Origin of the sequence: Chitinophaga pendula, assembly GCF_020386615.1 — a bacterium.
Taxonomy (GTDB): Bacteria; Bacteroidota; Bacteroidia; order Chitinophagales; family Chitinophagaceae; genus Chitinophaga; species Chitinophaga pendula.
Window position 1 is genome coordinate 1,347,353 of the sequence record NZ_CP077769.1, and the last position, 25,722, is coordinate 1,373,074.

Consider the following 25,722-nt stretch of genomic DNA (forward strand, 5'->3'; position numbering starts at 1 on the left):
TCTGAAGTCATACTAGTGCAAAGAAGGAAGTAGGTAAATGTGTCGATTGGTGATCGCTGATAATAATTTTACAGTGAAAGAATATTGTTAATAAAAAACAAGTGAGTATGTTAAGTGCAAAAGATATAGCTGTGATTTTTGAGACATTACTCGCCTCTCCTGGAATGGGCGATACGGTAAAAGTCAGCCTGGTACAACCCAGGAGATTAATTTTGCTATTGGCGAAAGTAATTGAGGTAGGCTTAACGAGCCGTGAAGATGTTTTGCTTGCGAGCATGGACGTGACAACCGTTGAATCTATAAAAGGGTTGGCGGAAGAGCTGTTAAAGAAAGCGGGTTTGACAGAATTAAATGAAAAAATTTCTTTGTTAACGCAGAAATGAGGGGAAGCATGGAAACTAATGTGCTAACATGGAGTAAAGCTTTGCAAATGGGATTGCATATACAAGACTACCCTTATACAACTACGCTTGTACCTACGGGCATAGTGGTAGCTCGCCTGGATTTTAAGATTTGGGCTAAGAAGATTATGGGATAAACGGATATTTCTCGCAACGCGGAGGTTTAAGGTTTCAAGTGACTGTATTTCTTAATAAACAGTTTAACAACTATCAACTGAATAGCGAGGCTATAGATTTTGCATCATGCCCGGTTAATAGCTTATATGAATTGAACATAGGGGTGCGCAGGGAACGGCCATACCTGGAAGGTCTCCAATGTTTGGAGGTATAGCTTCCATCTTTTCGACTGGGTTAACAGAAAAGCCGTTATTCATTCAGATGTTGCTGATTGGAAAACGGCTTTTTTACCTAAAGAATTGGTCAGAAATATTGTGCTATAATGTTCTTATTACTCCCATCCACTTTTGAAAACTTCAAACAATTCTCGTTCTGCATCAGGTATTTCTTCGTGGATCGAATGGGTATGACCAATATATAATTGAAATTTGATTTTCCCTTCAATCTTCCTTTCTATGAAGAAGAAAACACTTAGATAGATATGAAAGGCGATAATATCTTTCCTATCTACAAAATCGTCGATAAAGTACTGTCGTTGGTGGGCTGTAAGGGCCTCCTGGAAGGGTAACCGTTTTGCCGAATGCTGGAATGCTTTAAAGGCATTTTTACAGAATACATCGTATCCTTTACTTTTTTTATCGATGGGCATATGAAAATTTTTTGAAGATGAAAAAATGGGTGCGTGCTTGGGGATGGCTGATTTGGTTTCTGGTATGCCTTTCTTGTGTAAGAAAAGCATACCAGATAATAAGTACTAAGAAAGAAGCGTGTAAGCGGCAATAATCTTCTTACTCATTGCCTCCGCTTCTGTTATACGGTGTTGATTTAAGTCTGGATGCCATTGTCGGATAAGTTGGCGGAAGGCAGCTTTAACTTCGGCGGCGGATGCTCCGGTTTTAATACCGAGTATTTCATATGGGGTTTGTGCAACCTCTTTGATTATTAATGTAGCATCGTCTTTGCTCATCCGTTGTTTAAAGGTTTCCCGCCATTGATCAGGACTACCGAAACCGCTGTCTGTATTGTACGTTTTATAACCATCGAGAAAGCTTTTCTTTGCCATTGTTTATTGATTTATGAGGTTTACTTCAAATGGTTTACAGTGACCAGGAAGCCCAAGGGCAATAAGATGTTTGCAGTTCCGATGTACCCGCCATCCAGGGCAACTACAGCCCCAATACCTACTTTTTTTGTTCTGTGAGATAGTATAAAGCCGGTTGGATGATTCACTTTTTAAATTAAAACGATTCTCCCATTGTGAGTTGTCGGGAAGCGCCATATGAGGCCGCACATATATTGTAGGTTTCATTTGTGTTATATTTAGTTGTTAGATGAGAAAATGAGATCGCAAGCGAGTTTGAACTTTACGCTGGTTTTTTCCTGTTTGGGGTATTGTTCTAAGCAGTGAACGGTATATAGTGCCAGCATACCATCAAAAAGCTGATCGGAAAATAATTTGGATGATTGCGTTAGTTTCTTGTCGTAGTAGATGATTATCCGCTTAGCTTCGGTGGCATAGGAAATCCAATCGTATGGGCCAATGATGGGATTTTCTTTCCATTGTTTACAAAAGTCAACCGGATCGGAGGTTATGATGTCACATAGATATTTTGTGAACTCCAAATAGCCCGGTATTTCTTCGGGCAAAAGTTCTGAGAGTAGCTTTGCTTTTTGTACGTTGTTCATTTTGAAAAGTGAGGTCATGTTAGAAAATTTGAGGTGAAAGAATGAGCGCGAAGATTGTTCCGCGCTGTTATTATTTTAAGTACCCTTGTTGTTGGATATTGGCTAACCATTGGTTAGCGCATAAAGTATGATCGACTTGTAGGGCTGGCCAATACCGGGTGATGACGTTGTTTTCAATGATTATGCTATCTTGATTGATACCCGTATTGTCCTGGCGGAACATTTGGGGGATGATAACCAGTCTCTTTATTTCCTTTGACGCTGTCCTTCCATCTATGACTATAAATCTCATTTCGGGGTCCCGTTGTATTACGGTGGCCTCTTGGTGATAGTGGCATAAGCTGATAAGTTTAGCCTCGCCGGATTCAGTAGTGATCATGGTGTCTAATAACTCGACGGTAAGCGGCATAAATTGTTTTGCTTCGATCTTGATATATTCCATGTTACCAAGGCGTTTAAGTATTTCGCTGAATATTTTAGTTGCTGCTTGATTTAGCTTTCTCATGGTGATTCATTTTTCTTTGTAGTTAAAGGAGGGGGCAAACGGAGTGGGAATTCCACTCCGTTAATTTTTATTACTCATCAAGTGCTTTTCTGTTTTTTCCGTATACGGTTTGAGAGCCATATTTTGCCCGGATTTTTTCGAGTGGAGCGCCGTTACTACGTACTTTAAATGCTTCATTGCGATAGAACCAAGCAATCTTTTTTTTGGCGAAGGTGTATCCTGCGTCTCGAAGTACCTTGTGTACCGGCTTTGTGTCACCGGTGACCCATATCCAATTGCCAACCAATTCAATGATAATACCTGGTAGGTGAATGATTTTTTCAATCTGGCTGCGGTATTCTTCGGATAGTTTTAATTCTTGATTTATTTGTTCTTCTGTCATTCCCGAACCCTTGGCAATGAAGGCACAAGCAAAAGCATATTCTTTATTTATCTCCTGCATGGTGGCGGTATCTCCGCCCATATCGGGGTGGTGCTCTTTTGCCAGTTCTCGGTAAAGTGTTTTTACTTCGTCTAATGATTTACAATTATTAAAGTATTTCATGGCTGATTTCTTTAGAAGTTAAAAAGCGTAAAGTTTTTGGATGCCATTGGCTTGCTGTGCCGTGTACTATGTTTTGCATGTAAATACCCAACGGCGATATCATCATTTTTCAGAATTACCCATGCGGACAGTAGGGCTTTTGAACGGTTCGTATGTCGGCGGCGTTGGATCTCCCAGGACATGCGCATTAATCTGCTTAGTGTTGTCGTATTCATGTGTGAAATGTTTAGAGGGAAAGAAAATTCCGGGTGGCTATTTCCGGCGATGTGTCTAGGGGTTTTGTAATAATGCAGTAAGTTTTTGCTTAACGGCATTGGCTGTCTCTCCCTCCCACGTTTGGGCATGCGAAAGAAAAATGAGTACAATACTACGGGCGCTTAATTCGAAAAAATGATCGTCGATACTGTTGAGTGTTTCCATCGCTGCCAGGTATGGTTTGGCGGTATAAATAACATCCTGCCAATCTTCGCGGATAAGTTTTGCGATTTCTGATAAATTGTTTGGAATTTGCATAGCGAAAAATTTTTTAGTTAATGATGACGGCTTGTTTTGTAGGCCGCTTTCTTTTTTTTCGCACGCAAAGCGTTTTAGTGTTTTAGGGGGGCAATCGAACTGCCTGCCAGAAAAAAATACTACCCGAGGCCCGTAATAATAAAAACTAACGAGGGTGGAGATTTTTTTCCAGGGCTGTTCTATTGCCCCCCTAAAACAGTACATCCATTGAAAACTCTATGAAGTCGGTATGGGTATCGTGTATAAATGGAAACTGATATAGGTAGTAAACTGCTTTATTAGGCAGGTAGTTATATTATGGAAAAAGGGAGTAGAGACCAAAATGTACAAGAGTGCGACGCAACGGAGGTGTAATAGGATGATGTAAGGTGATGCACTTAAAAACCAATAACAACACGCTGAAATTATTTGTCAATGTAAATAGTTATAAATTATTTATTTGTAAGGTTATTATTTAATGATATGCTTGATAAATATGTGAAGGATTGTTCTGAGGGTATGGATATTTAAATGATCAGAGTTTAGTAAATTTATACAGGTGTCATATACACACAAAAAACCTTATTCTTCAATAACCATTTAAACCTCGAAATTTGCCAACATTTCACTTGTAGGGAATATCATTTATCATTTAAACCTTCTCTGTATGTTTATTTTATCCGAACAAACGAACGGAATAGTTAGCTTTATGCCAAACAATCACCAGGGTTTTCCCCAACCTTATATCCCTGGAAGTGAAGCTTTCCAATCACATAATGCCTTTGGAGCTTTTTATTACCAAGAAGCCCGACAAAAGCAGTATACCATCTGGCGAAGCACCTATCAGCCTTATTCAGACCTGTCATTGCGGGTAAAGAGAAATAGGAGATGGCTTGGCTTTAGGTTAATGTTAAAAAAACATATTGCACATATAATACTGGGTAGACCTATCGGGATTATGCAAGGGCAGTTGCACTTCGCATATTCTCCTAAAACAGATGTTGTACTTCAACTGAAAGGAAATGAAATTTATGAGGTGGTTGATATGGAGTTATCCCCTACTTTGTTTAAGCAAATAGCGTGCAAGGGGCGTGCTGTTGAAGCATTTGCAGCTATGATAGGTGCTGATAGACCGGTATGGATTTCGGAGCTGCCGGTATGGGGTAGTTATGCCATATTGGAGGGGATGGAGTTTTTGCTGCAAGACCCTACAAAAGAGAATATAGCATTGGAAATTGTCCAACAGGTGGTTAATGTCCATTTGAAAAATAGGAGCCATGAAAAGAAAGTTACACATGACCAGGTGGAAAATTTGTACTTCGTCAGAGAGATGATCCAAAAAAGATTCCCTGAGTCGATGACCTTACGCCAATGGGCAAAACACACCGGTATGAATACCACATATTTTAAATATAAATTCAGACAGGTGTTTGGCATAACCCCTTATCGATATTTAACCTATGAACGTATTAGGGCCGCAAAAAAAATAATGTTGTCAGATCCTCAGTTATCGCTTGCTGATGTGGCCAGGTTATGCGGTTTTCGGACTTACAATAATCTACGAAGGGCATTTTATCCAGTGGAGAAGGCAAAGCTGTCGGCGTGGCGGGATAGGAATTATGCTTTTGGAGATGTTCTGAAACACCGAATGTGTCAATAAGGCAATTTTTTTGATACATAGGAATTTGCATTACTGCCTATAGATAAAAGTACCTTTACGTTTTTGTAAATATTCAGCAGCTTGAAAAAAAGTAGCAGCGGAATAGCGGTACATGGATAAGATGCCTTTTGGATGACCGATCGGGGATTATTTATGTTTAGTCATCTATCCAATAAGCAGGAATGGCCGGTTACTGCGGGAGGGCAGAATTCCATGAGAACGTCTATCTCCGCCGAATTTTTAAAAAAAATGGTTGACTTTGTCTTGTTTTGGTTGACTTTTACTATATTGTGTATAAAATTAAATGATATGAATACTGGTTCTCCAGAGACTTACAGTTCCAGGCATCACGGGATGAACATTCAAAAAATTAGGGTCTATATGAATGTTAAACAGCAAACCCTTGCCCATGAACTAGGTATATCGCAGCAAGGAATTTCAAACTTGGAAAAGCAACCCAATATTGATGACGATATGTTAGGGAAAGTGGCGGATGTATTGGGTGTGTCCCTAGAAATGATCAAGCAATTTGACGAAAAGAACGTAATTAATAATATTAATAATGTTCGGGATTGTAACTTTTCGGATAACTCTATCAACTCCGTGGCAGGTACATTTAATCCGGTGGAAAAGATCGTAGAGCTGTATGAAAGACTGCTTGCGAGCGAAAAAGAAAAAGTAGAACTTTTAAAATATAAAGACGATAACAATAAATTAGCTTGATATGGATAAAGCATTATTTTCTACCAATACTGTTCACATTGGCCGTAAAATTGAAAGAGTACGCAGGCTGAGAGGATTGTCACAAACTGAGCTTGGAGAACTACTTGGAATGTCAAAGCAGGCTGTTTCAAAGGCGGAGCAGACTGAAAAAATGGATGATGAGAAAATAAGAAAGTTTGCTGAAGCGTTGCAGGTTACTGAGGAGGGATTGAAAAGTTTTCACGAAGAACGTGTATTGTATAATACGATTAACTTTTATGACGCTAGCGGAGTATCTGCTTCTGGTATTTGCTCTAATAATATCGAAAACCTGAATACGTTCGATATTAATCAGGCAATTTCACTGTATGAGCGGCTGATAGCAGGAGAGAAGATGAAAGCAGAGAAGTCTAAAAATAAGAAATCGACTGATCAATGATTGTCACCTCTATGGCAACAGTTACAGGTTATATAGGACGAAGAATTGGTGATATCCGTCGGTTACGAGGTATTAGTGAAGAGGACTTCGCTAATTCTTTACACATATCCGTTCAAGATATAGGTATAATTGAACAAGCTAAAGAAATTGATCTTGGCAGAATCAAGGACATTGCCGTAGCTTTAGGGGTGACAGCCGAAGGCTTGTTAGGTTTTAACGATGAGAGAATACAAATAAATACGGTTAATTTCTACGAAGACTGTGGTGTAAATGTAAATACTGTAGCAAACAATTTTCAAAATACAGAGAACAGCTATTACGAAGAGATTCATCAATCACTTCGGCAAATCCTTCAGAAACTGGAAACCCTGGTCAGCAAAAAATAAATAATTTTTTGTATATTTAATCATTAGCTCCCCGAAATATCTGTATTATGCCCTTTACCGTATTTTACTCCTGGCAGACGAAAACTGCCGACGATTATAATTATATTTTTATTAAAAAATGTCTTGAACTAGCCGTAAAAGAAGCTAAGAGAAAACTCAAGATTGAAGATGATTTACAAAAATTTATTATAGATCGTGATACAGATAAACTTACAGGAATACCCAATATCCCCACTTCAATAGAGGATAAGATAAAGTTCTGTGATATTTTTTTAGCGGATTTAACTTTTACAGAACCCGTGATTGTTGTACAGCCCCCACCTAAACAATCTTTACTAGATCGTATTTTAAGAAAGCCCAAACCATCCCCAGTGATACGAGAAAAAAATGAAGGGAATCCTGCTAGCAATGTATTATGGGAAACAGGGTTTGCAGCAGGAAACGGCCTGACGGCAGAAAGAATTATAACTGTCTTAAATGAAGCATATGGGCCTCCTTCGAAACTTCCATTTGATTTGGTTCAACGGCGGTTTCCCTTGAGATATACTTATGATGCCAACACTACTGCTGAAAAGAAAAATGAAGTACAAAGGAAACTTGTTGATGAGTTAAGAGAGATCATCACATTAATTTATAAGACGGAGCATGAACGTCAAAAAGATCGATTCCGTCCTTTTGAAACTTGGAGAACCTGGGAGGAGTCACTTAAAAATTCATTTAAATTTGAAACTACAGATTATATAAAAGGGGTGTTTGCCTCGCTTCGTGGTGAGATGAAAAACCCGAGAACGGTATTTCGTTTTTGTGGCTTACCTGGGATTGGGAAAACCCGCTTACTATTTGAATGTTTTAAAGAGCAGATAGTTGATCAAATTGGTGATCTAACCGGTAAGATACTGTATGTGGACACAAAGGAGCAAGACGATAAACAATATGCTGGTACGGTTAAAAGATTATTACATGAGAATGAAGATAAAATTATAATCGTCGATAATTGTACCCAAAACCAACATGAAGACTTAGCTAAGTTAGTCACTCATCCTAACAGCCGACTTAAGTTAATTACAGTAAGTAGTAATCCAGAAGAACGATCTCAGGATTTTGATGATGAAAATAAAACTAGATTGATTGTTCTGGAAAGTACAGAAAATAAAGGGACGGTGAGATTAATTTTAGATAGAAACTTTCCTGATTTGGAGAATACTGAAAAGGAAGTAGTTGTTGACTTTTCAAGTGGACTTCCTCTCGTTGCTAGGTTGATGTTAGACAATGAGAATAGAGGTAAATTTCAGCCTGGTAGCTTAAAATCTGCTCATATTGTACAAAGGCTACTAGGACAAAAATATGAAGACCCGGAGGTAAGAGCTGTTATAACAGCCTGTTCTTTGTTTAATGCTATTGGATTTTATGATGACCTAGAAGAACAAGCTGATATCATTGCTCTCCAGGAAGACCTTTGTGACTTCGATTTTAGAAATGTGAATCCTGAAGATGTGGAAGAACTGAAGAAAATGAGGTTCAAGGAAATTTGCCTTTCGCTTAGTAAGCAACAGTTACTTGAACGAAAAGGTAGGACTTATGTATTGCGCCCCTCTCCATTGGCAGTCCGTTTGGCAGAGGGTTGGTGGCGAAACTGTACCCTGTCAAAATTCCAACGGATTTTGCCTCATTTAACTAAGGGTAACTTGATTGAAAGTTTTTGTTTGCAGTTTAGGTACTTAAAACATGTTGATCATGCTCAAATAATCGTTAAGAATTTATGTGATTGTTTTTTTAAGTATGCGGAAGTATTAAATACTACAGTGGGTTCACGTCTCTTCCGCTCTTTCGTTTATGTGAATCCTGTCGCTTGTGCGGAAGCATTATATACTGCGTTTGCAAATTGTTCAATTGATGAATTGGTTCAAATAAAGGAAGGTAGAAGGAATTTGGTTTGGGCATTGGAGAACCTATGCTTTCGACCAGAAACATTCCGCGCAGGTGTGCGAGTGTTGGCAGCATTTGCAACGGGAGAAAATGAAAATCTTGCCAATAATGCCACCAATCAGTTTCTTCAGTTATTTCATATTCACTTACCAGGTACAGCAGTTGATTTGCGCGAACGTTTTACTATTATTCAATACTGTCTTCGAAGAGATGCGGCCCATGAAAGATTAGCTTTTAAAGCTATTAGTAGCGCAATGAAAGTTGATCAATTTCATCGGATGGGAGGTGCTGAAGACCAGGGAGATGCTAAAACGCTTCAGGATTATCAGCCATCAAGAGACGAAATAAAAGACTATTGGTGGAATTGCATTAATGTATTGATTCAATACGTACAAAAAGGAGAAGAATTTGAGGCTATTGCCGCAGATATTCTTATAGAGCATTTTTATGCTTTTTGCACTGTCGGAGTAGGAGAATTAATCTTACCAGCGATCGAATTAGTTATTTCCAACGAGGTTATAGATCGGATGGAGATACGTAAGAAAATTAATTTTATTATTCACTCTGAAAGAGTATTTCAAGGTGAAGTTCTTAAAAAGTTAAAAAATATATTGGATAATGATTTGCAACCTGATGGATTTGCCGATCAACTTGAAATGTTGGTAAGGCAGCCGGGTTACGAAGAATATTATCCTGATAAAATACAGGATGAGAGGGGGATTGCATTAAATGGTAAAATTGACTTGCTGAGTAAGTATTTTCTCAGTATTCCCAATGAATGGAGTGAAAACATTCCGCATTTAATTACTGGGAATATACTGGAGGGATACAATTTTGGTATGGCGTTAGCAAAAAATGGATCAGGTGAGCAATTGAATAAATTGTTAGAAGATATTCGACAGCAAATGAGAAATGCCGATACTACTACGCTAAATTATTCAGTGTTTATTGGCATCATTGCCAACCTGCGGACTCAGGAACAATTCAATGAGCAATTCCAACTATTGATAAGCGACGATCATCTAAAGGAGATAATTTTTTCAATAGCAAGAAATAAAGAGCTGGATTTTGCTGATTTTAAGCTGTTAATTGGACTGACGGAGGATAAATATTTTTCCACTAAATTATTTGCTGTTTTTTATTATGGATGGGGGCTACGGCATCTGTCATCAGAGCAAGTAAAGGATTTATTGACGAGGCTTAATCAAATTGATGACATAGGAAAAGTGATCTCGCTCATGATTCTTATTACTTGGAGCCATGATAAACAAGATGTGTGGGATATTTATTCTTCTTTTATTAAAGAATTAATTGTTGAAAACTCCTCCCTATTTTTTCAGCATTTAAACCATTCGATGGATGTTGCTTATTATGGATCTGCTGTCGTCAAACTTTTAAAAGGAACCGAGGACCAACAATTGGCGAAGTTTACGATGGGCCTAATTGTGGAACAGATTTCCAAATCGGAAAACTATTATTTAATCGATAATACCATTTATAAGTTTTTAGATGTGCTCCAGGATGAGTATTTTCCTATTTTATGGGAAACACTCATTGGTATATTTCAGGATGTCAATCGTTTTGGCCTTGCAGTCTGGCATTTAAAGGACTTAGTGGGCTCCCATCATGATGCCTTACGAACTTCAGAAGGATTACTTTTTAAAGGTAATCCGGCAAAATTTGAACAGATTTTTGAATGGTGTAAAGATAATCAGGAGGCTGCTGCGGTGCTGTGGATTGCAGAATTACTCCCTGTCTTTAATAACGGAAGAGATCATGAAATTGACTGGCATCCATATGCGAAGGATTTTATTGATACCTTTGGTATGAACTTTAAGGTTCTTAGTAGTATTGATGCAAAGATCGGAACCTATTCATGGACAGGGCCCATTGCAGATAAATTGGAATCGGATAAACTGCTATATGAAAAGTTGTTGAATCACCCTATTCCTACGGTAAGGGAGTGGGCGCAGGTCAGTATCGACTATCTTGAAAAACAAATACAATATGAGAAAGATAAAGAAATTGATGGTATAATATGAGTAGAAGCCTAATAACTAAGTATGTGCTAAAGTGGGTATTGTCGCTAAGATAGCCGATGAGGTAATGCACGAATTATTCAGCGACCTTATTATTGTTTACACACTATACTGTTCCCTCATACTTACCAATAATCTTTCATATAGTTCTACAATCTTAATGATATAAATTACTGGGCAGGAATTATCCTGCCTTTGTATTTTAAAGATGTAATTATTAAATACGTACGGTGGCATTTGAAGAAACCAGACGGGAATCTTTAATACAATGGCAATGTGCTTTAAGGTACAGATAGCTATTTTCTCGCTGCTTTCCAGGTAAGACACTTTTTGTTGATTCCAGTCCTCACCGAGCAGATGGGCTATATCACGCTGCTTAAACCCCATAATTAACCTTAGTTTTCTAAGATTTTCCCCTTCATGTATTGTTAAGTTTTTCATACGCGAATAAAACATTACAAGTTTAAATTGTTTTTTGATTCTGTAAAAGTCATTGTGGTCCTGGTAAAATACATACCTAAAAATTCCTACTTCATTTTGAGAACACCGTTTTTTGCTTAAAAATCCGATCATGGTTAACAATAGCAGTCTTCCCAATGTTGTAAGTAGTTTTGTATCAGTACCTTTTTTAAATGATAATACCATATCTACCGCCCAACTTCTAAATCATTGCACGCAGCCGCAGTTAGTCAGTGAGTTTAAGCCACCATCGATCAAATTTGTTGATTATCGCAACCTCCAGCTAGTACTTAAAAGCATTTTTTTTACGGGCGTGTATGTATTAAAATTTACGGTACACGATAGGGAGTTAATTATTTCCTGTAGTTGTAGGGCTACCTTAAAAGGGGTTTGCATCCATATCTGCAAAACTGTGGAGGCGATTACGACGGCTAACGGGAATGATTATTTCGCACAATTGTTACCTAATGGGTTATTTGACCTCGCTTTTAAATACCAGGCTGATTTTGAAAAGAAAGAGGGGGCTAAAGGAATTGCTATTGTAAAAAAGAAAGAAGTATTGAGTCTGTATCCTTTCGATCCTGTTACTTCCCCTACGCCATTACAGGCAATATTAGCCCTGAGGCTCCCACCTGTAAAGAAGCGCGTAGAAAAGCAGGCCGCTTTAGGCTTCGTGATTATGCTGCCCTATGCTGGTAGACAACCACCCTTTATTATCCCGGCTTCAGGGTTAATGAACAAAACCAATGAGCGAATACTTTCCTGGCTAAAGTTTATGCCGGAGTTGGATAAAAGGATTGAAAGGTCCATTAACAGCAATCAGCTAGAAATAGTAAAAATGGGTGTGCAGATAATGGTACAATCAGATGAGATTGCAGCCGACAACCAGCAGGACAGTAGCTTTAATTGGAGTATTAAGATGCTATATGTTTTCAACAATTGGAAAAAGATTTTTCCCCTGATTCAAAATGAAGTATTTGTTTATATATACTCTTATAGGGGCGTTAGAGCGGTTAAGAGCAAGCCATCTAAAGGCAATGCCACCAAAGTGGCTATTTCGTTAGACAAGCCTATTGTGTTTTTTAAATTGTCCTATATAAAACAGAGATACCAGCTTTCGCTAGGTATCAAAGTGAAAGAGAGAATTCTTAGTCGTTTCAATATACATTACCCTTTTTTTTTATTAAGCGAGGGTACGCTCTACCTGTTTGATTCATATCAGGATGCTGCCATAGTACAATGGATAAATAAAGCAGGACATATTTCTTTTTATAAAGAACATGAACAAGCGTTTAATGCAGCAATACTAAAGCCGCTGTCGGAAAAGTATAAGATAGTGTAGTGATCAGCTCTAATTATTTTAATCAATCAACAAGTGTTGATACAATTTTTTAAACATGGAAAGTACCAATTATTTTGAAGGAATGGGCGACGCTGGTGAGGGGAGGAGAGAAGAGCAGGGCAAACCAGGCAGACGGAAAAGGACTAAAATGGGCCAACCTAGTAAACCTGGGAATTGGAAGTCTTTGGGTATTCGGCAAAAGAACGATCCACTAATAGATAGCCTCCCATTATCTAATGCCTCCTTTCTGAAGTCAGAACGGCCATTCACTGCGGATGCAACGCAAAAAAATGAGCGGAAACAAGCAGTGGTAGCGAAGCAGAAGGTTAAAAAAAAGAATGCCAATGTTGATCGCAGTAATTCGCCTGCTGGTACGATAGTTTCCGTTGCGACCGAATATGAGAAGGAGATAAAAAAATATCTGAATCAATTTAAGGTTGCAAACGATTCGGTGAATATACCGAAAGGTGACTCACCCAATATCATTGATGTTTTACATAAGCTATCGGAGCATATCGTAATTAGATTTAGAGACAAAGTAATTTTGGAATGTAACTGGTCGTTACCTACCTATTACAGGAAGCTACATCCGGGAACTAAATTTTCAAATGCCGAGAAAGAAATGATCGCCACCATTGCAGAGGAACAGTTAGTGGATCTCAATCAAAATGCAGTTTCGCTTATTCACCTCTGTAGGCCAGGCCACCCTATCTCTCTTTTTTTGCCTGAATACAATGCCCAGGTGCGAAAATACAGGGCACAATACCATAAGGTACAACCAGGCGTCTCGGTAGCGAATGCTCCAAATGTATTATATTCTATTCATAAGGCTTTTGAAGGCATGGCATGTAAACAAAAAAACGACGTAATGGAGCAATGCCAGTGGAGTAATAACACCTACTATAGGAAGCAGCAGCCTTACAATGTTTTTTCCAATGCTGTAATAGAAATGGTAGGCACTATAATCGAAGTAAATCTCCAGGATTTCAATTTAAAGATAGCGGAACTGGTGGGGATGTGCTTGGCAGCATCTAAGAAGCCACTGTAATAATGATTGATCTACTTTAAAAATATAAAAGATGAATACGCCACATAACGAGCAAAAAAGAAGTTTTGCTGAAATGGGTAAGATAATTAATCCTTTGATAAATAATTCAACTGTTCCTGCAAAACCTGGTAATTGGAAATTACTCGGAATAAGGGCAATCCCGGATAAGTCGATAAATGGGTCCCCCTGCACTGGTATACAGGAGCATAACGATAAAGCAGGCGGGGAGGTCGTAGGCGATAGTATTGCAATGGATCATCCTGTATTCTCCTATACACACAGAAAGCTGATGAGTAGCCCTAAGAAGGAACGACCCCAAAAGAAGCGATATAAAAATGACCCGAAAAGCAGAAATAAGAACTTGATAAGTGAATTGCAAAACACCGTTGAGTTTATGTTATTAAATATTAGGTGTGAGGTAATTGAGCAATTTAAATGGAAAGTCCCCAAATATCATCAAATGCAGTCTACCCCGTCTATTTTAACAAAGGCGCAGAATGAGGCTATATATTTGGTAGTGCAAAGTAATTTAAAAAAAATGAATGTAAGAATGGCAGCTATTTTAAAAGCTACAAAGATTCGTATAAGTAAGGAACGACTGTAATAGTTTCATCTTTTTTTAAATCGTTAAATATAGAAGATAATGCCATCCTTGAATATATTAGATAATCACTTTGATTTGGTTCAGAGTGTAAAGAAAGAAATCGTTGCTATTATAAAAGAGTCGGTTACACCTGAACGGATTTATCTGATAGGTGCTTCATTATATAATAAACAGACAGAATCGATTTTTGATAATTTATCAGCTAGTCCCGTATATCTGGCAGATTATTATCTACTTGTTGTTGTTAAAGATGGTTTAGGAAGGAGAATGAGTGACTGGGAGGATATGCTGGAAGCTCGTTGTGCATCGATTTGTCAGGTGACGATCATCGTTGTGGTGTTAGCTAAATTTCTGCGGATGTATAGTGAAGGAAATTTGCTTGTTACCTTGGCTCATCAAGCAAATGAAATTTTTTATGACAGTGGTAATATCCACCTTCACGATCTAAATACTGAGAATAAACATCCTTTGCCAGTGTTGCAGAAGGATATTAGTAAATCGGTTCATCGCGCAAAGGAGTTTCTGGCTGCTGCTGATATGTACATCTCTCGGAAGGAGCCCGAGTTGGCGACACTCATGATACATCAGTGTTTGGAGCAAATATTTAGAGTGTTGATATTAAGAGGATTCGGCATTGCTAACGAAACACATAATATTGATAAAATGTTTAGATGCGTAGTGTTGCTTGATCATCAGTGGTCGAGTATTTTTCCTATAGGGGAGGGAGATAGTAAGAAGTTATTAGGTTATTTACAGCACTCCTATTATGGGGCAAGGTATAGACATAAATTTAATCTAACGATAGAGATTGCAACTAAGTTAAAAGGAAAGGCCCAACTGGCTTTAGATTTATTGCTTAAGACGATAAAGGTTGAAGAATTAGAGAATAACGAAAGTTAATTATTTACCTTTTAATAACTGATATGGAAGAAGCCATTTCTAAGTTAAAACGGCACTCGCTCTGCCTCCAATTATCTGGTACTAGAGAGGTGAAACTGGAACTCATTTTTGACTATTTTGATCTTAAAGAATTGAAATTGCACCTGGATTATTGGAAATATGCATGTTTAGTAAATGAAATTGATCTATATGCCTCCGCTGAGGAGCGAAGCTCCTTAATGGCATTTTGTAAGGATATCGAAAAACTTATGGAAGGTTTTTATATACTCAGTAGACATGAGGATAAAAGAATAGAAGTGATGACATTGAGATATATAAAAAAGTGGAGAGAAAAAAACCGATGCGATAGTTTATCTAAGGCGGAGCAACAAAAACCAGGGCATGTTTTAAAGTGGTTTGCTGAAAAATATAGGTATGAATATGCACTAGCTGAGATTATGGACATGTTAGATGCGGTAATTAATTTAAGACAATACGATAGCTATTACAGACATTCTACTGTATTTTTTTTTATGGCAATAAATGCCTTTGTAAGTATGGTATATGAGTAACCTCTCTGTATATAAAGCCATAAGAGAGTGGCAATCTTTTCTGCGTGGCCCCATTTCAACAATCCTTCCGAAATATATTCGATGGATGGCATTATGCCTCGGTCCTCAAGCATTTGCAAAAAATGCTCATCTTCTTTTGGCCTTTTCATCATTTGAATAACACTTTTGGTGAAACAATAATCTATCTTGGTATGCTCGCGCATTAATTTAAAGGTAGCATGGGGGGAGATATCCACTTTAAATAGCCTGGCAAGTTCGCTCCCAAGCTCATCGCATAATTCCAAAAATCTTGTTGCGCTTGTTATTGTTACGTTGCTGGTGGTACAGATGCTATAATCGGCAACTATCATTACGAATTCAATAAATTCCTCCCTGCTCCCTTTCCAATATATTATGTTGTCGGGGATATCGTTGTTATTTGTTTGCATGTGCGGGTTATTTAGGATGTAGTAGTAGCTGTATACAAAAACTATGCTTGTAGCAACTTGTATGGGAGATGTATTGTTTTAGTTGTTTACGGAGTTAGTTTGTCTGAAGATTCTGGCTATATGCGAAATTAGTAAAATTGGTGTCAGCTAAGTAGCGGTGAAAAAATTGCCGATTTGACATTTTTTATTTCCTTTTTGCTGTAGGTACATAGGATCTTTTGCATAGCATTTGCGGGAATAGGGTAGTAATCTTACGTTTATTAAACTATTCCCTATGCAGAAGCAGCGATATTCGATGTATGTATCGCTCCATAGCGAAATGGTAGTTGAGCTAGAACGGTTGGAAAAAGAAGAACGGAGTATTATTGAGTATGCACGTCGTGGAATAGATACGGTAAAGTTAGCTTTGGAGCGTTTAAGGAAACATGTTATTGGCAATGGGTTTACCGATGAAGATAGTGAAATAGCTTTTTTTAAGGAAGTGAAGCCGTCGTTTATGAGTAAACTAATTTTCTTTCGGAAGGTGTATGATCTGGAGGTGAAAAGGCCGGTCCTGGTAGATAAGATTAATGCAGAGAAGTATTTTAAGCGGGAGGTCAAAAAGGTGCAAAAGCATTATAAGCGACATGCCGACCTATATTCTTATTATAAATCCGGCCAAACTATATTGGATAAAGTTTATTTCCTGAGACGAACCGGGGATATGCTATTTGCTGTAGATTCTTATATGATTGTAGATGCCTCCTTTCAGACGCTACACGATAGTACTATCTCCGAATTTATCGCGTACGAGAGCTATTGTGAATATCTTTATAGGCAATTGTCTATGCTTGGAACCGGTCAGCCAACGTTAGGGTTTCTGCAAAATCAGTCGGTTAAGGGATTACGTTGGACTGGTTCAAAAACCGCTCTCACAGAACTGATTTACGCATTGTATAGCGCGGGTGTTCTAAATGACGGAAATGCTGATGTCAAAGATATTGCCGCCGATTTATCTCAGGCTTTTAATATTGATTTAGGCAACTTTTATAGAACGTTTCAGGAAATACGTTTGAGAAAAAAGGATCGTGTCTCCTTTTTAAATCAACTAATTGATCGGCTGGAAAATAGAATGGATTATTGGGATGAAAACCCTAAACAGTAACAGTACTTGTGGCACACTATTAAAAAATCCCACTTCTGACCAAAGTGGGATTTTTTTCTGTCAACGACAGATGGGGATATCTATATACAAGATATCTATTGCCGCATTTTTCCTGTCGCTACATACTTTCCTTCGTTTAAAAAAGTTGTGGATCGATGTAGCCGTGCGTATGCTCTCTATACATGAACATCCGCCTGCACACCTGTTTTAAGTGCTACGTTGTACTTCTTAAAAAATATTTTTCCTACTTCGGATCATAGTGTGAAAAACACGCTTGGAAGTGCGTCATATTTGTGTTGTAAACAAAACAAAGCAATTATGATTTCGTGGACTACTTATCTTTCTTGGCTTTGCTTGGCGCTGGTGATCTACTACGTGGTTGTAGTACTCTTCTTTCGTACAAAAGCAGGAGAATTATTGAAACGTAAAAAGAAAGTTGTAGAAAAGAAAGCGGTTGATAACGTTCTATTTAGAGGTGGGGGAAATGCGGAAGGGCAAAATGCGGCATCTATGGCACCGATTCATTCGCTGGTGGATGAGTTGCAGGCATTGGTTAGCCAGGCAGCAAAAGAGCAATTGCAAAAGGAGGTGCTGACCGATCGCCTGAGAAGGTTACTAAGTAAATATCCTGGAACCAAGGGTAGTATCTATCAAAATGGGCTTGCAAACTTAATCGAATTAATCGTTGAGGATAAGTGCAGCATGAAATTTAGTGCAGATGAATTGAGTGCTTTGTGGGAGTAGATGCTGCATAAGAAACACCCGACAGTACCGGTGAGCAGGAAAACCAAGTGCGTAGGGATCGGTACGGGGTGTTTCTTTTTAAGAAATTGTGGTGGTGGTGTATATGGCCCTGCTGTTACCTGAAAGTGTTGAATGGATTGTGCTATCGGCTCAGGTAACGTGCAGGGCCTTTTTGTATCCGTACATTTTTTAATAATAATAAAAACGAGGTGCGTATGAAAATGAAGATGTTGATTAGTCGCTTAACACGGCGACCGCTACAAGCCGCTGTCCTGACAGTGGTTTTATTATTTCTTACCGTCTATGTATATGCGCAGGATGGTGTAAAAGGTATCCAGGAAGCAAATGATAGGGTTCGCTCCTACTTTGATGTTGGTTGCGATTTGATGTACGCCGTTGGCGCTATCCTCGGTCTTATAGGGGCGGTACGTGTCTACCAAAAATGGTCAAATGGGCAACCAGATACGGGATCTGTTGCCGCTGCGTGGTTTGGTAGTTGTGTTTTTTTGGTTGTCGTGGCAACTGTGCTACGTTCTTTTTTTGGCTTATAAGCGGATTAGTATGGCAAATAGTGTTTATAAAATCAACAAAGGCGTGAACAATGCAATAGAGTTTAAAGGTTTGAAGGCTCAGTATATATGGTACTTGGGGGGAGGGTTGGTGATTGCTTTATTACTATTTGCCATACTTTATCTAGTTGGTGTTAATTCATACCTCTGCATAATACTAATCGGCGCATTGACCTTCTTCCTGTTTATGAAAGTTTACAAGTTAAGTAATAAATATGGCGAACATGGGATGATGAAAAAGATTGCCAGTAGAGGTATTCCAAAGGTAGTGAAGTGCAATGACCGGCACATCTTTAAGGGATACACCGGTAGTAATTGATAGATGTAGGTTTACATCATTTAAAGAATTGTGATGATGGAAAAGTGGTTAAAGAATATATTCCCGATTGCAGATATAGAACATAACTGCATTTTAAGCAAGCAAGGCGACATTACAATTGCATATCGGGTTGAGCTGCCGGAAATATTTACGGGTCACGCGGACGATTTTGAAGGTTGGCATCAGGGGTTAATAAAGGCCATTAAATTGCTGCCTAAGAATACGGTTTTCCATAAGCAGGATTGGTTTGTAAAGAAGAGGTACACGGCGGAAGTGCTGGAGTCGGATAGCTTTCTAAAAAAGAGAAGTCAGGCCTATTTTAATAATAGGCCATTCCTGGATCATATATGTTACATTATGCTGACGAAAAGAGCAGCAGCTAGAAAAGTGGCTACCTCTTTATTGTCCAATCTTATCAGGCCCAATATTGTACCAGAGCAAACTTTAAGCGAAACGGCATTACATGAATTTGAAGATGTGGCAGGGCAGTTTCGTAAAGTATTGTCTGATGTTGGGATTTTTCTGCAACGGTTAAATAACGATGAATTGATCAGCCAGGATCGACGGGCTGGTTTGGTTGAAAAATACCTTTTCCTTCTGGAGAAGGAAGATGAATTGATGATACAGGATATTGAGTTGCGTGATCATCTAAAAGTGGGTAATAAACACTGCCAATTGTTTACTTTGTCTGGTAATGATAGCTTGCCATCTGCCTGTGGCGCTCGGATTAACTTCGATAAATATAGTACTGACCGAACAAAGTTTTCAATTGGATTTGCCACGCACTTAGGTTTATTGCTGCCCTGTAACCATATTTACAATCAATTTATTATCGTTGATGATGCACAGCAAACTTTAAAGAAGTTTGAGAGTAAACGACTGCGTTTGCAATCACTTGCTGCATATAGCCGGGAGAATGCAATTAGTCGGGAGGCGGTAAATCAATTTCTGAATGAGGCTATTGCACAACAAAGGCTTCCCGTGAAAGCACATTTCAATGTCCTGGCCTGGTCAGAATCAGCAGATGAAGTCAAAGATATTCGTAACCTGGTTACTTCGGCATTGGCGCAGATGGATGCTGTTGCTAAACAGGAAACTATTGGCGCGGCCCAAATATTTTGGAGTGGTATTCCTGGTAACGCCGCCGCTTTTCCGCAAAATGACACCTTCGATACATTCGCCGAGCAGGCTTGTTGTTTTTTAAATCTCGAAAGTAACTACCAGTCAGACCCTCCCCAGGAGGGTATTCGTTTCTGTGACCGTTTGACGGGTAAGCCTGTATTCGTCGATCCATACACGGCGCCACGCATGAAGGGGATCAGCTCAAATATGGGTACGCTCGTGTGTGGTACGTCGGGCGGTGGTAAGAGTATGACCGTTAACCATATGCTTAATTCCATGTATGAGCAAGGCGCGCACTGTGTGATCTTGGATATTGGTGGAAGCTATCGTGGACTGTGCGATCTCTTGGGTGGTTATTACTTTACTTACACGGAACAAAACCCCATTCGCTTTAATCCGTTCTACCTTCCTGATGGTCAACTATTGGATACTGAAAAGAAAGAAGCCCTGAAATCACTACTGGTGGCTCTATGGAAACAGGAAAGCGAATCTTTTAACCGTTCGGAGTATGTTGCTTTGTCTAATGCCCTCACCGGCTATTATAAGTTTCTTGGTGAGAATACTGGTGTGTTTCCTTCTTTCAATACCTTCTATACATATCTACAGGACTACTTCGTTCATGAATTAAAACTGCACCGCCTAAAAGATCGAGACTTTGATATAGATAACTTCTTGTATGTACTGCGCCCATTTTTTCGTGGTGGTGAGTTTGACTATTTACTGAACGCAGAAGGTAAGCAGGATCTGCTAAACCAAAGGTTTACGGTAATAGAAATGGACAACATTAAGGATCATCCCGTTCTCTTTAGTGTCGTAGTATTGATCTGTATGGAATTGTTCATTTCCAAGGTGCGTAAGCTAGCAGGAGTAAGAAAAGTTTTCGTGATCGATGAGGCATGGAAGGCCATAGCAAAACCTTCTATGGCGGAGTTTACGAAATATGGATTCAAAACGTTCCGCAAGTTTAATGGAGTGCCGATCGTGATTACGCAAGAATTGGACGATTTAATTTCAAGTCCCATTATTAAAGATGCAATCATAGCCAATGCGGATGTGAAGATTCTGATGGATATGCGGAAGTTCATGAACAAGTTCGATCACTTGCAGTCAGCACTGGGGTTATCGGAGAAGTCGAAGTCCATTCTGTTAAGTGTAAATAAAGACAATCGTGAAATTTTTATGGAAATCGGTGGGCAGGTTGCTAAAGTATATAAGAATGATCTATGCCCCCATGAATATTTCGCTTTCACCACCGAAGGCAAAGAACGTGTAAAGGTTTTGGAATACGCACAAAAGTTTGGAAGTATGGAGAAGGCTATTGAACAAATGGTTTTGGACAACAAAAGAAAATAACAATAAAAATAGAGGGTATGAATAAGATGTTTGTGGGGTTGGCGCTTTGCTTTTGTTTAGTGATCGCACCGACACAAAAAAGTCACGCGATCATTTGGGAGGTTGTGAGGCAAGCGTTGATTGCCGCGATTAAAGCGGCAGACCTTGCGGTTCAGCGTTTGCAAAATAAGACGATTTGGTTACAGAACGCTCAGAAGCAAGTTGAAAATGTGCTTACTAAACTGAAGTTGGATGAAATTTCGGATTGGACAAAAAAGCATAAGGAACAATACGAAGAATATTTTAATGAGCTGAATAAGGTAAAGCAGGCGATTAGCAGCTATAAGCGTGTGAAAGAGGTTATAGGTAAACAGATAGCAATTGTTGACGAATATAAGGCTGCCTTTACTTTGTTCAAGAACGATAAACATTTTACACCGCAGGAAATAGATTATATGGCAAGGGTTTATAGCGGAATAGTTGATGAGAGTTTGAAGAATATTGACAATCTTTTTCTTGTTATCAATTCTTTCAGTACAAAGATGACAGACGGTAAAAGAATAGAGATATTGAATAGAGTTGCTGATGAAATTGATATTAACCTGAACGATTTGCGGTCTTTCAATAATCAGAATAAGAAGCTGGTTTTGCAACGTGCGAAAGACCAGAAAGACGTTGCGCAGATTAAGTCAATGTATGGAATAAAATAATGTGCTATGAGACTGATTGTTTGTTTAGGTGTGCTGTTGTGCTTTTCTTTCGCTGCTTTTTCTCAGAATAACCAGATCAAGTTGTATGTGCAGCAGATCGCAGCCAATAAGGTATACATTGAGTTGCTACATAAGGGCTACAATACAGCACGTAAAGGTCTGAATTTTATCGGTGGTATTAAGAATGGTCACTTTAAGCTAGACAAGGATTTTTTTCTTTCGTTAGAATCCATTAACCCTAAGATTCGCAATTATTCCAGGATTGCTGAGATAGTTAGAATGGGCATAGATGTATCCAACGACTTCAAGGATGTTGTCGGGAACGTCAGAGGAAGTAATTTGTTTGCTGCCGCAGAATTGCGATATGTTGATGGGGTTAAAATGCGGATGCTGGATAAATGCGTCAGACTACTTGATGATCTTATTCCCCTGGTGACGGCAGGAAAGATGGAGTTGAGTGATGATGAGCGTATAAAGCGAATTGACGGAGTTTATATTGATATGGAAGATTGTTATCTGTTTACTCGGAATTTCTGTTCATCAACTAAGGTGCAAGTTTTGCAGCGGCAGAAGGAGTTACATGATGTGCAAGTCATGAAGAAAGTAAATAACTAAAGTTGTGCATATGAAAAGTGGTGTATTGTGTTGTTGGTTGTTCTCCTGCGGATTACTTGTAGTTCTCCTTTTGGCTCCGTACAGAGTAGATGCACAAGCGAAGGAGATCGCGCAATTGGCTTTAAACGTCGAAAAGTTGAGCCAGTTTAAGCAAATTTTGTCAGATTTAAAAAAGGGATATGAAATTCTATCTGGTGGCTATAATACCATAAAGAACATTAGTCAGGGGAATTTTCAACTGCATAAACTGTTCTTGGATGGATTGCTGGAGGTGAACCCTGCCATAAAAAAATATAGCCGTATTGCAGATATTATTGATGAACAAGTGGCCATTGTAAAGGAGTATAAGAAGGCATTTCAGTACGCTAAGTCTTCAGGTAGTTTCACTGTGTCGGAAATCGATTATATGGGGAGGGTATATAGCCGCCTGTTTAATGCTTCGCTGCAAAATTTGGACGATTTGATTACTGTTATAACATCCAGTAGTCTGCGCATGTCAGATGAAGAGAGGTTGAATGCCATAGATAGAATATACATGGAAATACAGGATAAGCTGGTTTTTCTTAGGCAGTTCAATAATTCCAATTCGGTCTTGGCATTGCAGCGCATGAAGGAACAGAGGGAGGTTGATAGAATGACGGCAATTGAAGGATTGAGATAGGACACATTTTTTTGAATTTTACAAAGCGTGACGTATGAATAAGTGTATAAAATCCTTAATGGCGTGTGCATTGCTGTTTAGCGTTCCTTGTTTGGCTTATGCCCAATCAGGTGGAGTAGCCGATGAGGTAAAGAGTTTGCATCTGGTTTTGGAAGGACTATATAAGAAGTTGATGCCATTGTGTGGCCAGTTAATTGGTGTGGGGAGGGGGATAGCTGGGTTTGCGGCTTTGTGGTACATTTCCGTGCGTGTTTGGGGGCACTTGTCTAGGGCGGAATCAATTGATTTTTACCCTCTTTTTAGACCGTTCTTAATTGGATTTGCTATTCTTATCTTTCCCTCGGTACTCGGAATTATTGATGGAGTTATGAAACCTACTGTTTCCGGTACAGCAAAAATGGTGGATGGTGCTGAAGAAACTGTTGCTGCATTATTAAAGCAGAAGGAAGCGGCAATTAAAAAAACTGATGTTTGGCAGATGTACGTGGGAGAATTAGGTATCGGTGACAGGGAAAGATGGTATAAGTACAGTCATGACGGACAATCAAGTGACGATGAAGGTTTTTTTGCCCGTATTGGAACCGATATGAGGTTTGCTTTTGCGAAAGCTAGTTATGACTTTCGTAATTCGATAAAGGAGGTTATAGCTGAGATATTACAGTTGTTGTTTGCTGCCGTTTCACTGTGTATTAACACAATGAGAACATTTAACTTGGTTATACTCGCAATTTTGGGGCCTTTAGCTTTTGGGTTGTCTGTTTTCGATGGCTTTCAACATACCCTGAAACATTGGTTGGCCCGATATATCAATGTTTATTTGTGGCTTCCTATCGCACAAATATTTGGGGCGGTTATGGCTACCATTCAGGTCGAAATGCTGAAAATAGATCTTTCGCAGATTGGTTCTACAGGTGATACTTTTTTTACTCGGACAGATTTGGGGTATATGGTGTTTCTGATCATCGGTATATACGGGTACACTACTATTCCAAGTATTGCAAATCATGTGATGTTTGTAGGGGGCGATGCTCTAACCGGTAAAATGACCCAAGCGTTAGGAGGGGCTGCTGGTGCTGCTACTGGTGCCGCCGGTGCTGCACTTGGTATGGCAGGTGCTGCTGCTGGCGCTGCTGCGGATGGTTTTGGGCATATCATGTTTGCAGATAACAATAGTGTGGAAGCGGGTCTCCGAAACTTATATAATGCTCCTGACCAAATTAAGGAGGGGTATGACGCAGGCAGTACGGGGAAGGGAATTGCTGCTGATGCAGGGCGAGCTTACGGAAATTTGGCTAATAAGCTGAAGGGGGACGATAGCTGATTCGATAATCGATATGTTGTTGCTGCTATGAATTGAAACAATGTGTTGATTGAAAAGTGAAAGTGTATGTTTAAAAAAATGAAAAGTATTCAGGGTGCGTTTGCGCATGTGCGGTTGTTCACTTTGGTGATCGTGGTATTATCGTTTTGCCTGGTTGCATTTACCGTTTATAAATCGATGTTGTTGGCGGCTAAAACACAAGGAAGGATTTATGTTTTGGCAAACGGAAAGGCTATAGAAGCATTTGCCAGTGAGAAGAAAGAGAATATTCCAGTAGAGATTCGTGATCATGTAAAGATGTTTCATTTTTATCTTTTTACCCTGGACCCGGATGAGACGGTAATTAAAAAGAACATCGGAAAGGCATTGTATATGGCAGATGCTTCAGCAAAGCGGCTTTACGAGAATTTAAAGGAGAGTGGATACTACAACAACATTATTTCCGGCAATATTTCGCAAAAAATAGAAGTCGATAGTGTAGCTATAAATATAGATCAATACCCGTATTATTTCAAATGCTATGCTCACCAACGATTGGTCCGCGCAACCAGTATATTAACTCGTAGCCTCATTACTGAAGGATATGTTAGGAACGTCAGTCGGAGTGATAACAACCCACATGGATTTCTGGTTGAGAGATGGAGTACTTTGGAGAACAAAGATTTGAATACAGTAGAACGTTAAATCTTTTTTATGTGGAGAATTTTCAAACGTAGTACCCGGCGGTTTTCTGTAGTAGATGCAATTTTTGAACGTAGTTCTCGTAAGGTTGAAAAGGTGCAGAGAAAATACGCAGATTTTCTAAATGCTAAGGTTAAAAACTGGTCGCCATTTAGTATAAAAGTGCTACTAGTGATCTTTGTTCTTTGTTACGTCTCAGTAACGACTATTGTTTTAATAAATGCAGGAAGCACTATGGGTACTGTCACAGTTAATCCTACGCACCAAACTGCGCC

General features: G+C 39.0%; 30 protein-coding genes. 21 read left to right on the forward strand and 9 right to left on the reverse strand.

All coding sequences use genetic code 11. The features are described from left to right. Positions 1-107: 107 nt before the first annotated feature. Positions 108-383, forward strand: a complete 276-nt coding sequence (locus KTO58_RS05480) for a hypothetical protein (RefSeq protein WP_095840355.1) — start codon at positions 108-110, stop codon at positions 381-383. Positions 384-849: 466 nt separating this feature from the next. Here KTO58_RS05480 and KTO58_RS05485 read toward each other — a convergent pair whose 3' ends face one another. From KTO58_RS05485 to KTO58_RS05515, 7 genes are all read right to left on the reverse strand, one after another. Continuing rightward, complete coding sequence (locus KTO58_RS05485; RefSeq protein WP_157753170.1) at positions 850-1,167, reverse strand: hypothetical protein; 318 nt, start codon at positions 1,165-1,167, stop codon at positions 850-852. Positions 1,168-1,272: 105 nt separating this feature from the next. After that, a complete protein-coding gene (locus KTO58_RS05490) occupies positions 1,273-1,581 on the reverse strand; it encodes a J domain-containing protein (protein WP_095840353.1) in 309 nt (102 codons plus the stop codon). Between the two features lie 257 nt (positions 1,582-1,838). Beyond that, on the reverse strand, positions 1,839-2,222 hold the full coding sequence (locus tag KTO58_RS05495) for a hypothetical protein (RefSeq protein ID WP_225860074.1): 384 nt from the start codon (positions 2,220-2,222) through the stop codon (positions 1,839-1,841). 52 nt (positions 2,223-2,274) lie between these two features. Further along, positions 2,275-2,709 (reverse strand): DUF6908 domain-containing protein, encoded by a 435-nt coding sequence (locus KTO58_RS05500; protein WP_095840351.1) that lies wholly within the window; start codon positions 2,707-2,709, stop codon positions 2,275-2,277. Positions 2,710-2,779: 70 nt separating this feature from the next. Continuing rightward, on the reverse strand, positions 2,780-3,253 hold the full coding sequence (locus tag KTO58_RS05505; RefSeq protein ID WP_095840350.1) for a molecular chaperone DnaJ: 474 nt from the start codon (positions 3,251-3,253) through the stop codon (positions 2,780-2,782). Positions 3,254-3,264: 11 nt separating this feature from the next. After that, positions 3,265-3,468, reverse strand: coding sequence for a hypothetical protein (locus KTO58_RS05510; RefSeq protein ID WP_157753169.1), 204 nt, complete (start codon positions 3,466-3,468; stop codon positions 3,265-3,267). 55 nt (positions 3,469-3,523) lie between these two features. Beyond that, a complete protein-coding gene (locus tag KTO58_RS05515; protein WP_095841698.1) occupies positions 3,524-3,766 on the reverse strand; it encodes a hypothetical protein in 243 nt (80 codons plus the stop codon). 646 nt (positions 3,767-4,412) lie between these two features. Between KTO58_RS05515 and KTO58_RS05520 the strand changes: the two genes are divergently transcribed. The 5 genes from KTO58_RS05520 (at position 4,413) to KTO58_RS05540 (ending at position 10,900) form a co-directional block, all read left to right on the forward strand. Next, complete coding sequence (locus KTO58_RS05520) at positions 4,413-5,405, forward strand: helix-turn-helix domain-containing protein (RefSeq protein ID WP_095840349.1); 993 nt, start codon at positions 4,413-4,415, stop codon at positions 5,403-5,405. A gap of 309 nt (positions 5,406-5,714) precedes the next feature. Next, the gene (locus tag KTO58_RS05525; RefSeq protein ID WP_095841697.1) at positions 5,715-6,128 is read left to right on the forward strand and encodes a helix-turn-helix domain-containing protein; all 414 of its coding nucleotides are present in this window, start codon (positions 5,715-5,717) and stop codon (positions 6,126-6,128) included. A 1-nt stretch (position 6,129) separates the two neighbouring features. After that, on the forward strand, positions 6,130-6,546 hold the full coding sequence (locus KTO58_RS05530) for a helix-turn-helix domain-containing protein (protein ID WP_095840348.1): 417 nt from the start codon (positions 6,130-6,132) through the stop codon (positions 6,544-6,546). 11 nt (positions 6,547-6,557) lie between these two features. Then, the gene (locus KTO58_RS05535) at positions 6,558-6,932 is read left to right on the forward strand and encodes a helix-turn-helix domain-containing protein (protein WP_095840347.1); all 375 of its coding nucleotides are present in this window, start codon (positions 6,558-6,560) and stop codon (positions 6,930-6,932) included. 47 nt (positions 6,933-6,979) lie between these two features. Continuing rightward, positions 6,980-10,900 (forward strand): P-loop NTPase family protein, encoded by a 3,921-nt coding sequence (locus KTO58_RS05540; RefSeq protein ID WP_225860075.1) that lies wholly within the window; start codon positions 6,980-6,982, stop codon positions 10,898-10,900. 96 nt (positions 10,901-10,996) lie between these two features. Here KTO58_RS05540 and KTO58_RS05545 read toward each other — a convergent pair whose 3' ends face one another. After that, entirely contained in the window at positions 10,997-11,338 is a 342-nt protein-coding gene (locus tag KTO58_RS05545; protein WP_225860076.1) for a helix-turn-helix domain-containing protein, read from the reverse strand. Positions 11,339-11,468: 130 nt separating this feature from the next. Between KTO58_RS05545 and KTO58_RS05550 the strand changes: the two genes are divergently transcribed. From KTO58_RS05550 to KTO58_RS05570, 5 genes are read left to right on the forward strand one after another with little or no spacing between them, the layout of a single operon-like run. Then, on the forward strand, positions 11,469-12,698 hold the full coding sequence (locus tag KTO58_RS05550) for a hypothetical protein (protein WP_225860077.1): 1,230 nt from the start codon (positions 11,469-11,471) through the stop codon (positions 12,696-12,698). Positions 12,699-12,753: 55 nt separating this feature from the next. Continuing rightward, on the forward strand, positions 12,754-13,746 hold the full coding sequence (locus KTO58_RS05555) for a hypothetical protein (protein WP_095840342.1): 993 nt from the start codon (positions 12,754-12,756) through the stop codon (positions 13,744-13,746). A gap of 31 nt (positions 13,747-13,777) precedes the next feature. Beyond that, complete coding sequence (locus tag KTO58_RS05560) at positions 13,778-14,350, forward strand: hypothetical protein (protein WP_095840341.1); 573 nt, start codon at positions 13,778-13,780, stop codon at positions 14,348-14,350. 39 nt (positions 14,351-14,389) lie between these two features. Then, positions 14,390-15,250, forward strand: a complete 861-nt coding sequence (locus tag KTO58_RS05565; protein WP_095840340.1) for a HEPN domain-containing protein — start codon at positions 14,390-14,392, stop codon at positions 15,248-15,250. 23 nt (positions 15,251-15,273) lie between these two features. Next, positions 15,274-15,801, forward strand: coding sequence for a hypothetical protein (locus KTO58_RS05570; protein ID WP_095840339.1), 528 nt, complete (start codon positions 15,274-15,276; stop codon positions 15,799-15,801). On the opposite strand, the gene KTO58_RS05575 is transcribed toward KTO58_RS05570, so the two are convergent. Next, positions 15,735-16,229 (reverse strand): hypothetical protein, encoded by a 495-nt coding sequence (locus KTO58_RS05575; RefSeq protein WP_157753168.1) that lies wholly within the window; start codon positions 16,227-16,229, stop codon positions 15,735-15,737. The genes KTO58_RS05570 and KTO58_RS05575 overlap by 67 nt on opposite strands. Positions 16,230-16,503: 274 nt before the next feature. Between KTO58_RS05575 and KTO58_RS05580 the strand changes: the two genes are divergently transcribed. The 10 genes from KTO58_RS05580 (at position 16,504) to traK (ending at position 25,450) form a co-directional block, all read left to right on the forward strand. Beyond that, positions 16,504-17,373 (forward strand): RteC domain-containing protein, encoded by an 870-nt coding sequence (locus KTO58_RS05580; RefSeq protein ID WP_095840338.1) that lies wholly within the window; start codon positions 16,504-16,506, stop codon positions 17,371-17,373. Positions 17,374-17,691: 318 nt separating this feature from the next. After that, entirely contained in the window at positions 17,692-18,117 is a 426-nt protein-coding gene (locus KTO58_RS05585) for a hypothetical protein (RefSeq protein WP_095840337.1), read from the forward strand. A 215-nt stretch (positions 18,118-18,332) separates the two neighbouring features. Further along, positions 18,333-18,668, forward strand: a complete 336-nt coding sequence (locus KTO58_RS05590) for a DUF4134 domain-containing protein (protein ID WP_369804259.1) — start codon at positions 18,333-18,335, stop codon at positions 18,666-18,668. Positions 18,669-18,678: 10 nt separating this feature from the next. After that, positions 18,679-19,005 carry a DUF4133 domain-containing protein gene (locus tag KTO58_RS05595; RefSeq protein WP_095840336.1) on the forward strand — a complete coding sequence of 109 codons (327 nt, stop codon included), beginning with the start codon at positions 18,679-18,681 and terminating at the stop codon, positions 19,003-19,005. A 36-nt stretch (positions 19,006-19,041) separates the two neighbouring features. Further along, on the forward strand, positions 19,042-21,480 hold the full coding sequence (locus tag KTO58_RS05600) for a TraG family conjugative transposon ATPase (protein WP_095841695.1): 2,439 nt from the start codon (positions 19,042-19,044) through the stop codon (positions 21,478-21,480). 17 nt (positions 21,481-21,497) lie between these two features. Beyond that, complete coding sequence (locus tag KTO58_RS05605; protein ID WP_225860078.1) at positions 21,498-22,169, forward strand: conjugal transfer protein TraI; 672 nt, start codon at positions 21,498-21,500, stop codon at positions 22,167-22,169. Between the two features lie 6 nt (positions 22,170-22,175). Further along, a complete protein-coding gene (locus KTO58_RS05610) occupies positions 22,176-22,784 on the forward strand; it encodes a hypothetical protein (RefSeq protein WP_095840335.1) in 609 nt (202 codons plus the stop codon). Positions 22,785-22,794: 10 nt separating this feature from the next. Then, positions 22,795-23,445, forward strand: coding sequence for a hypothetical protein (locus KTO58_RS05615; RefSeq protein WP_095840334.1), 651 nt, complete (start codon positions 22,795-22,797; stop codon positions 23,443-23,445). Positions 23,446-23,479: 34 nt separating this feature from the next. Then, positions 23,480-24,766, forward strand: a complete 1,287-nt coding sequence (gene traJ / locus KTO58_RS05620) for a conjugative transposon protein TraJ (RefSeq protein ID WP_095840333.1) — start codon at positions 23,480-23,482, stop codon at positions 24,764-24,766. Between the two features lie 66 nt (positions 24,767-24,832). Next, positions 24,833-25,450, forward strand: a complete 618-nt coding sequence (gene traK, locus KTO58_RS05625; protein ID WP_095840332.1) for a conjugative transposon protein TraK — start codon at positions 24,833-24,835, stop codon at positions 25,448-25,450. Positions 25,451-25,722 lie beyond the last annotated feature (272 nt).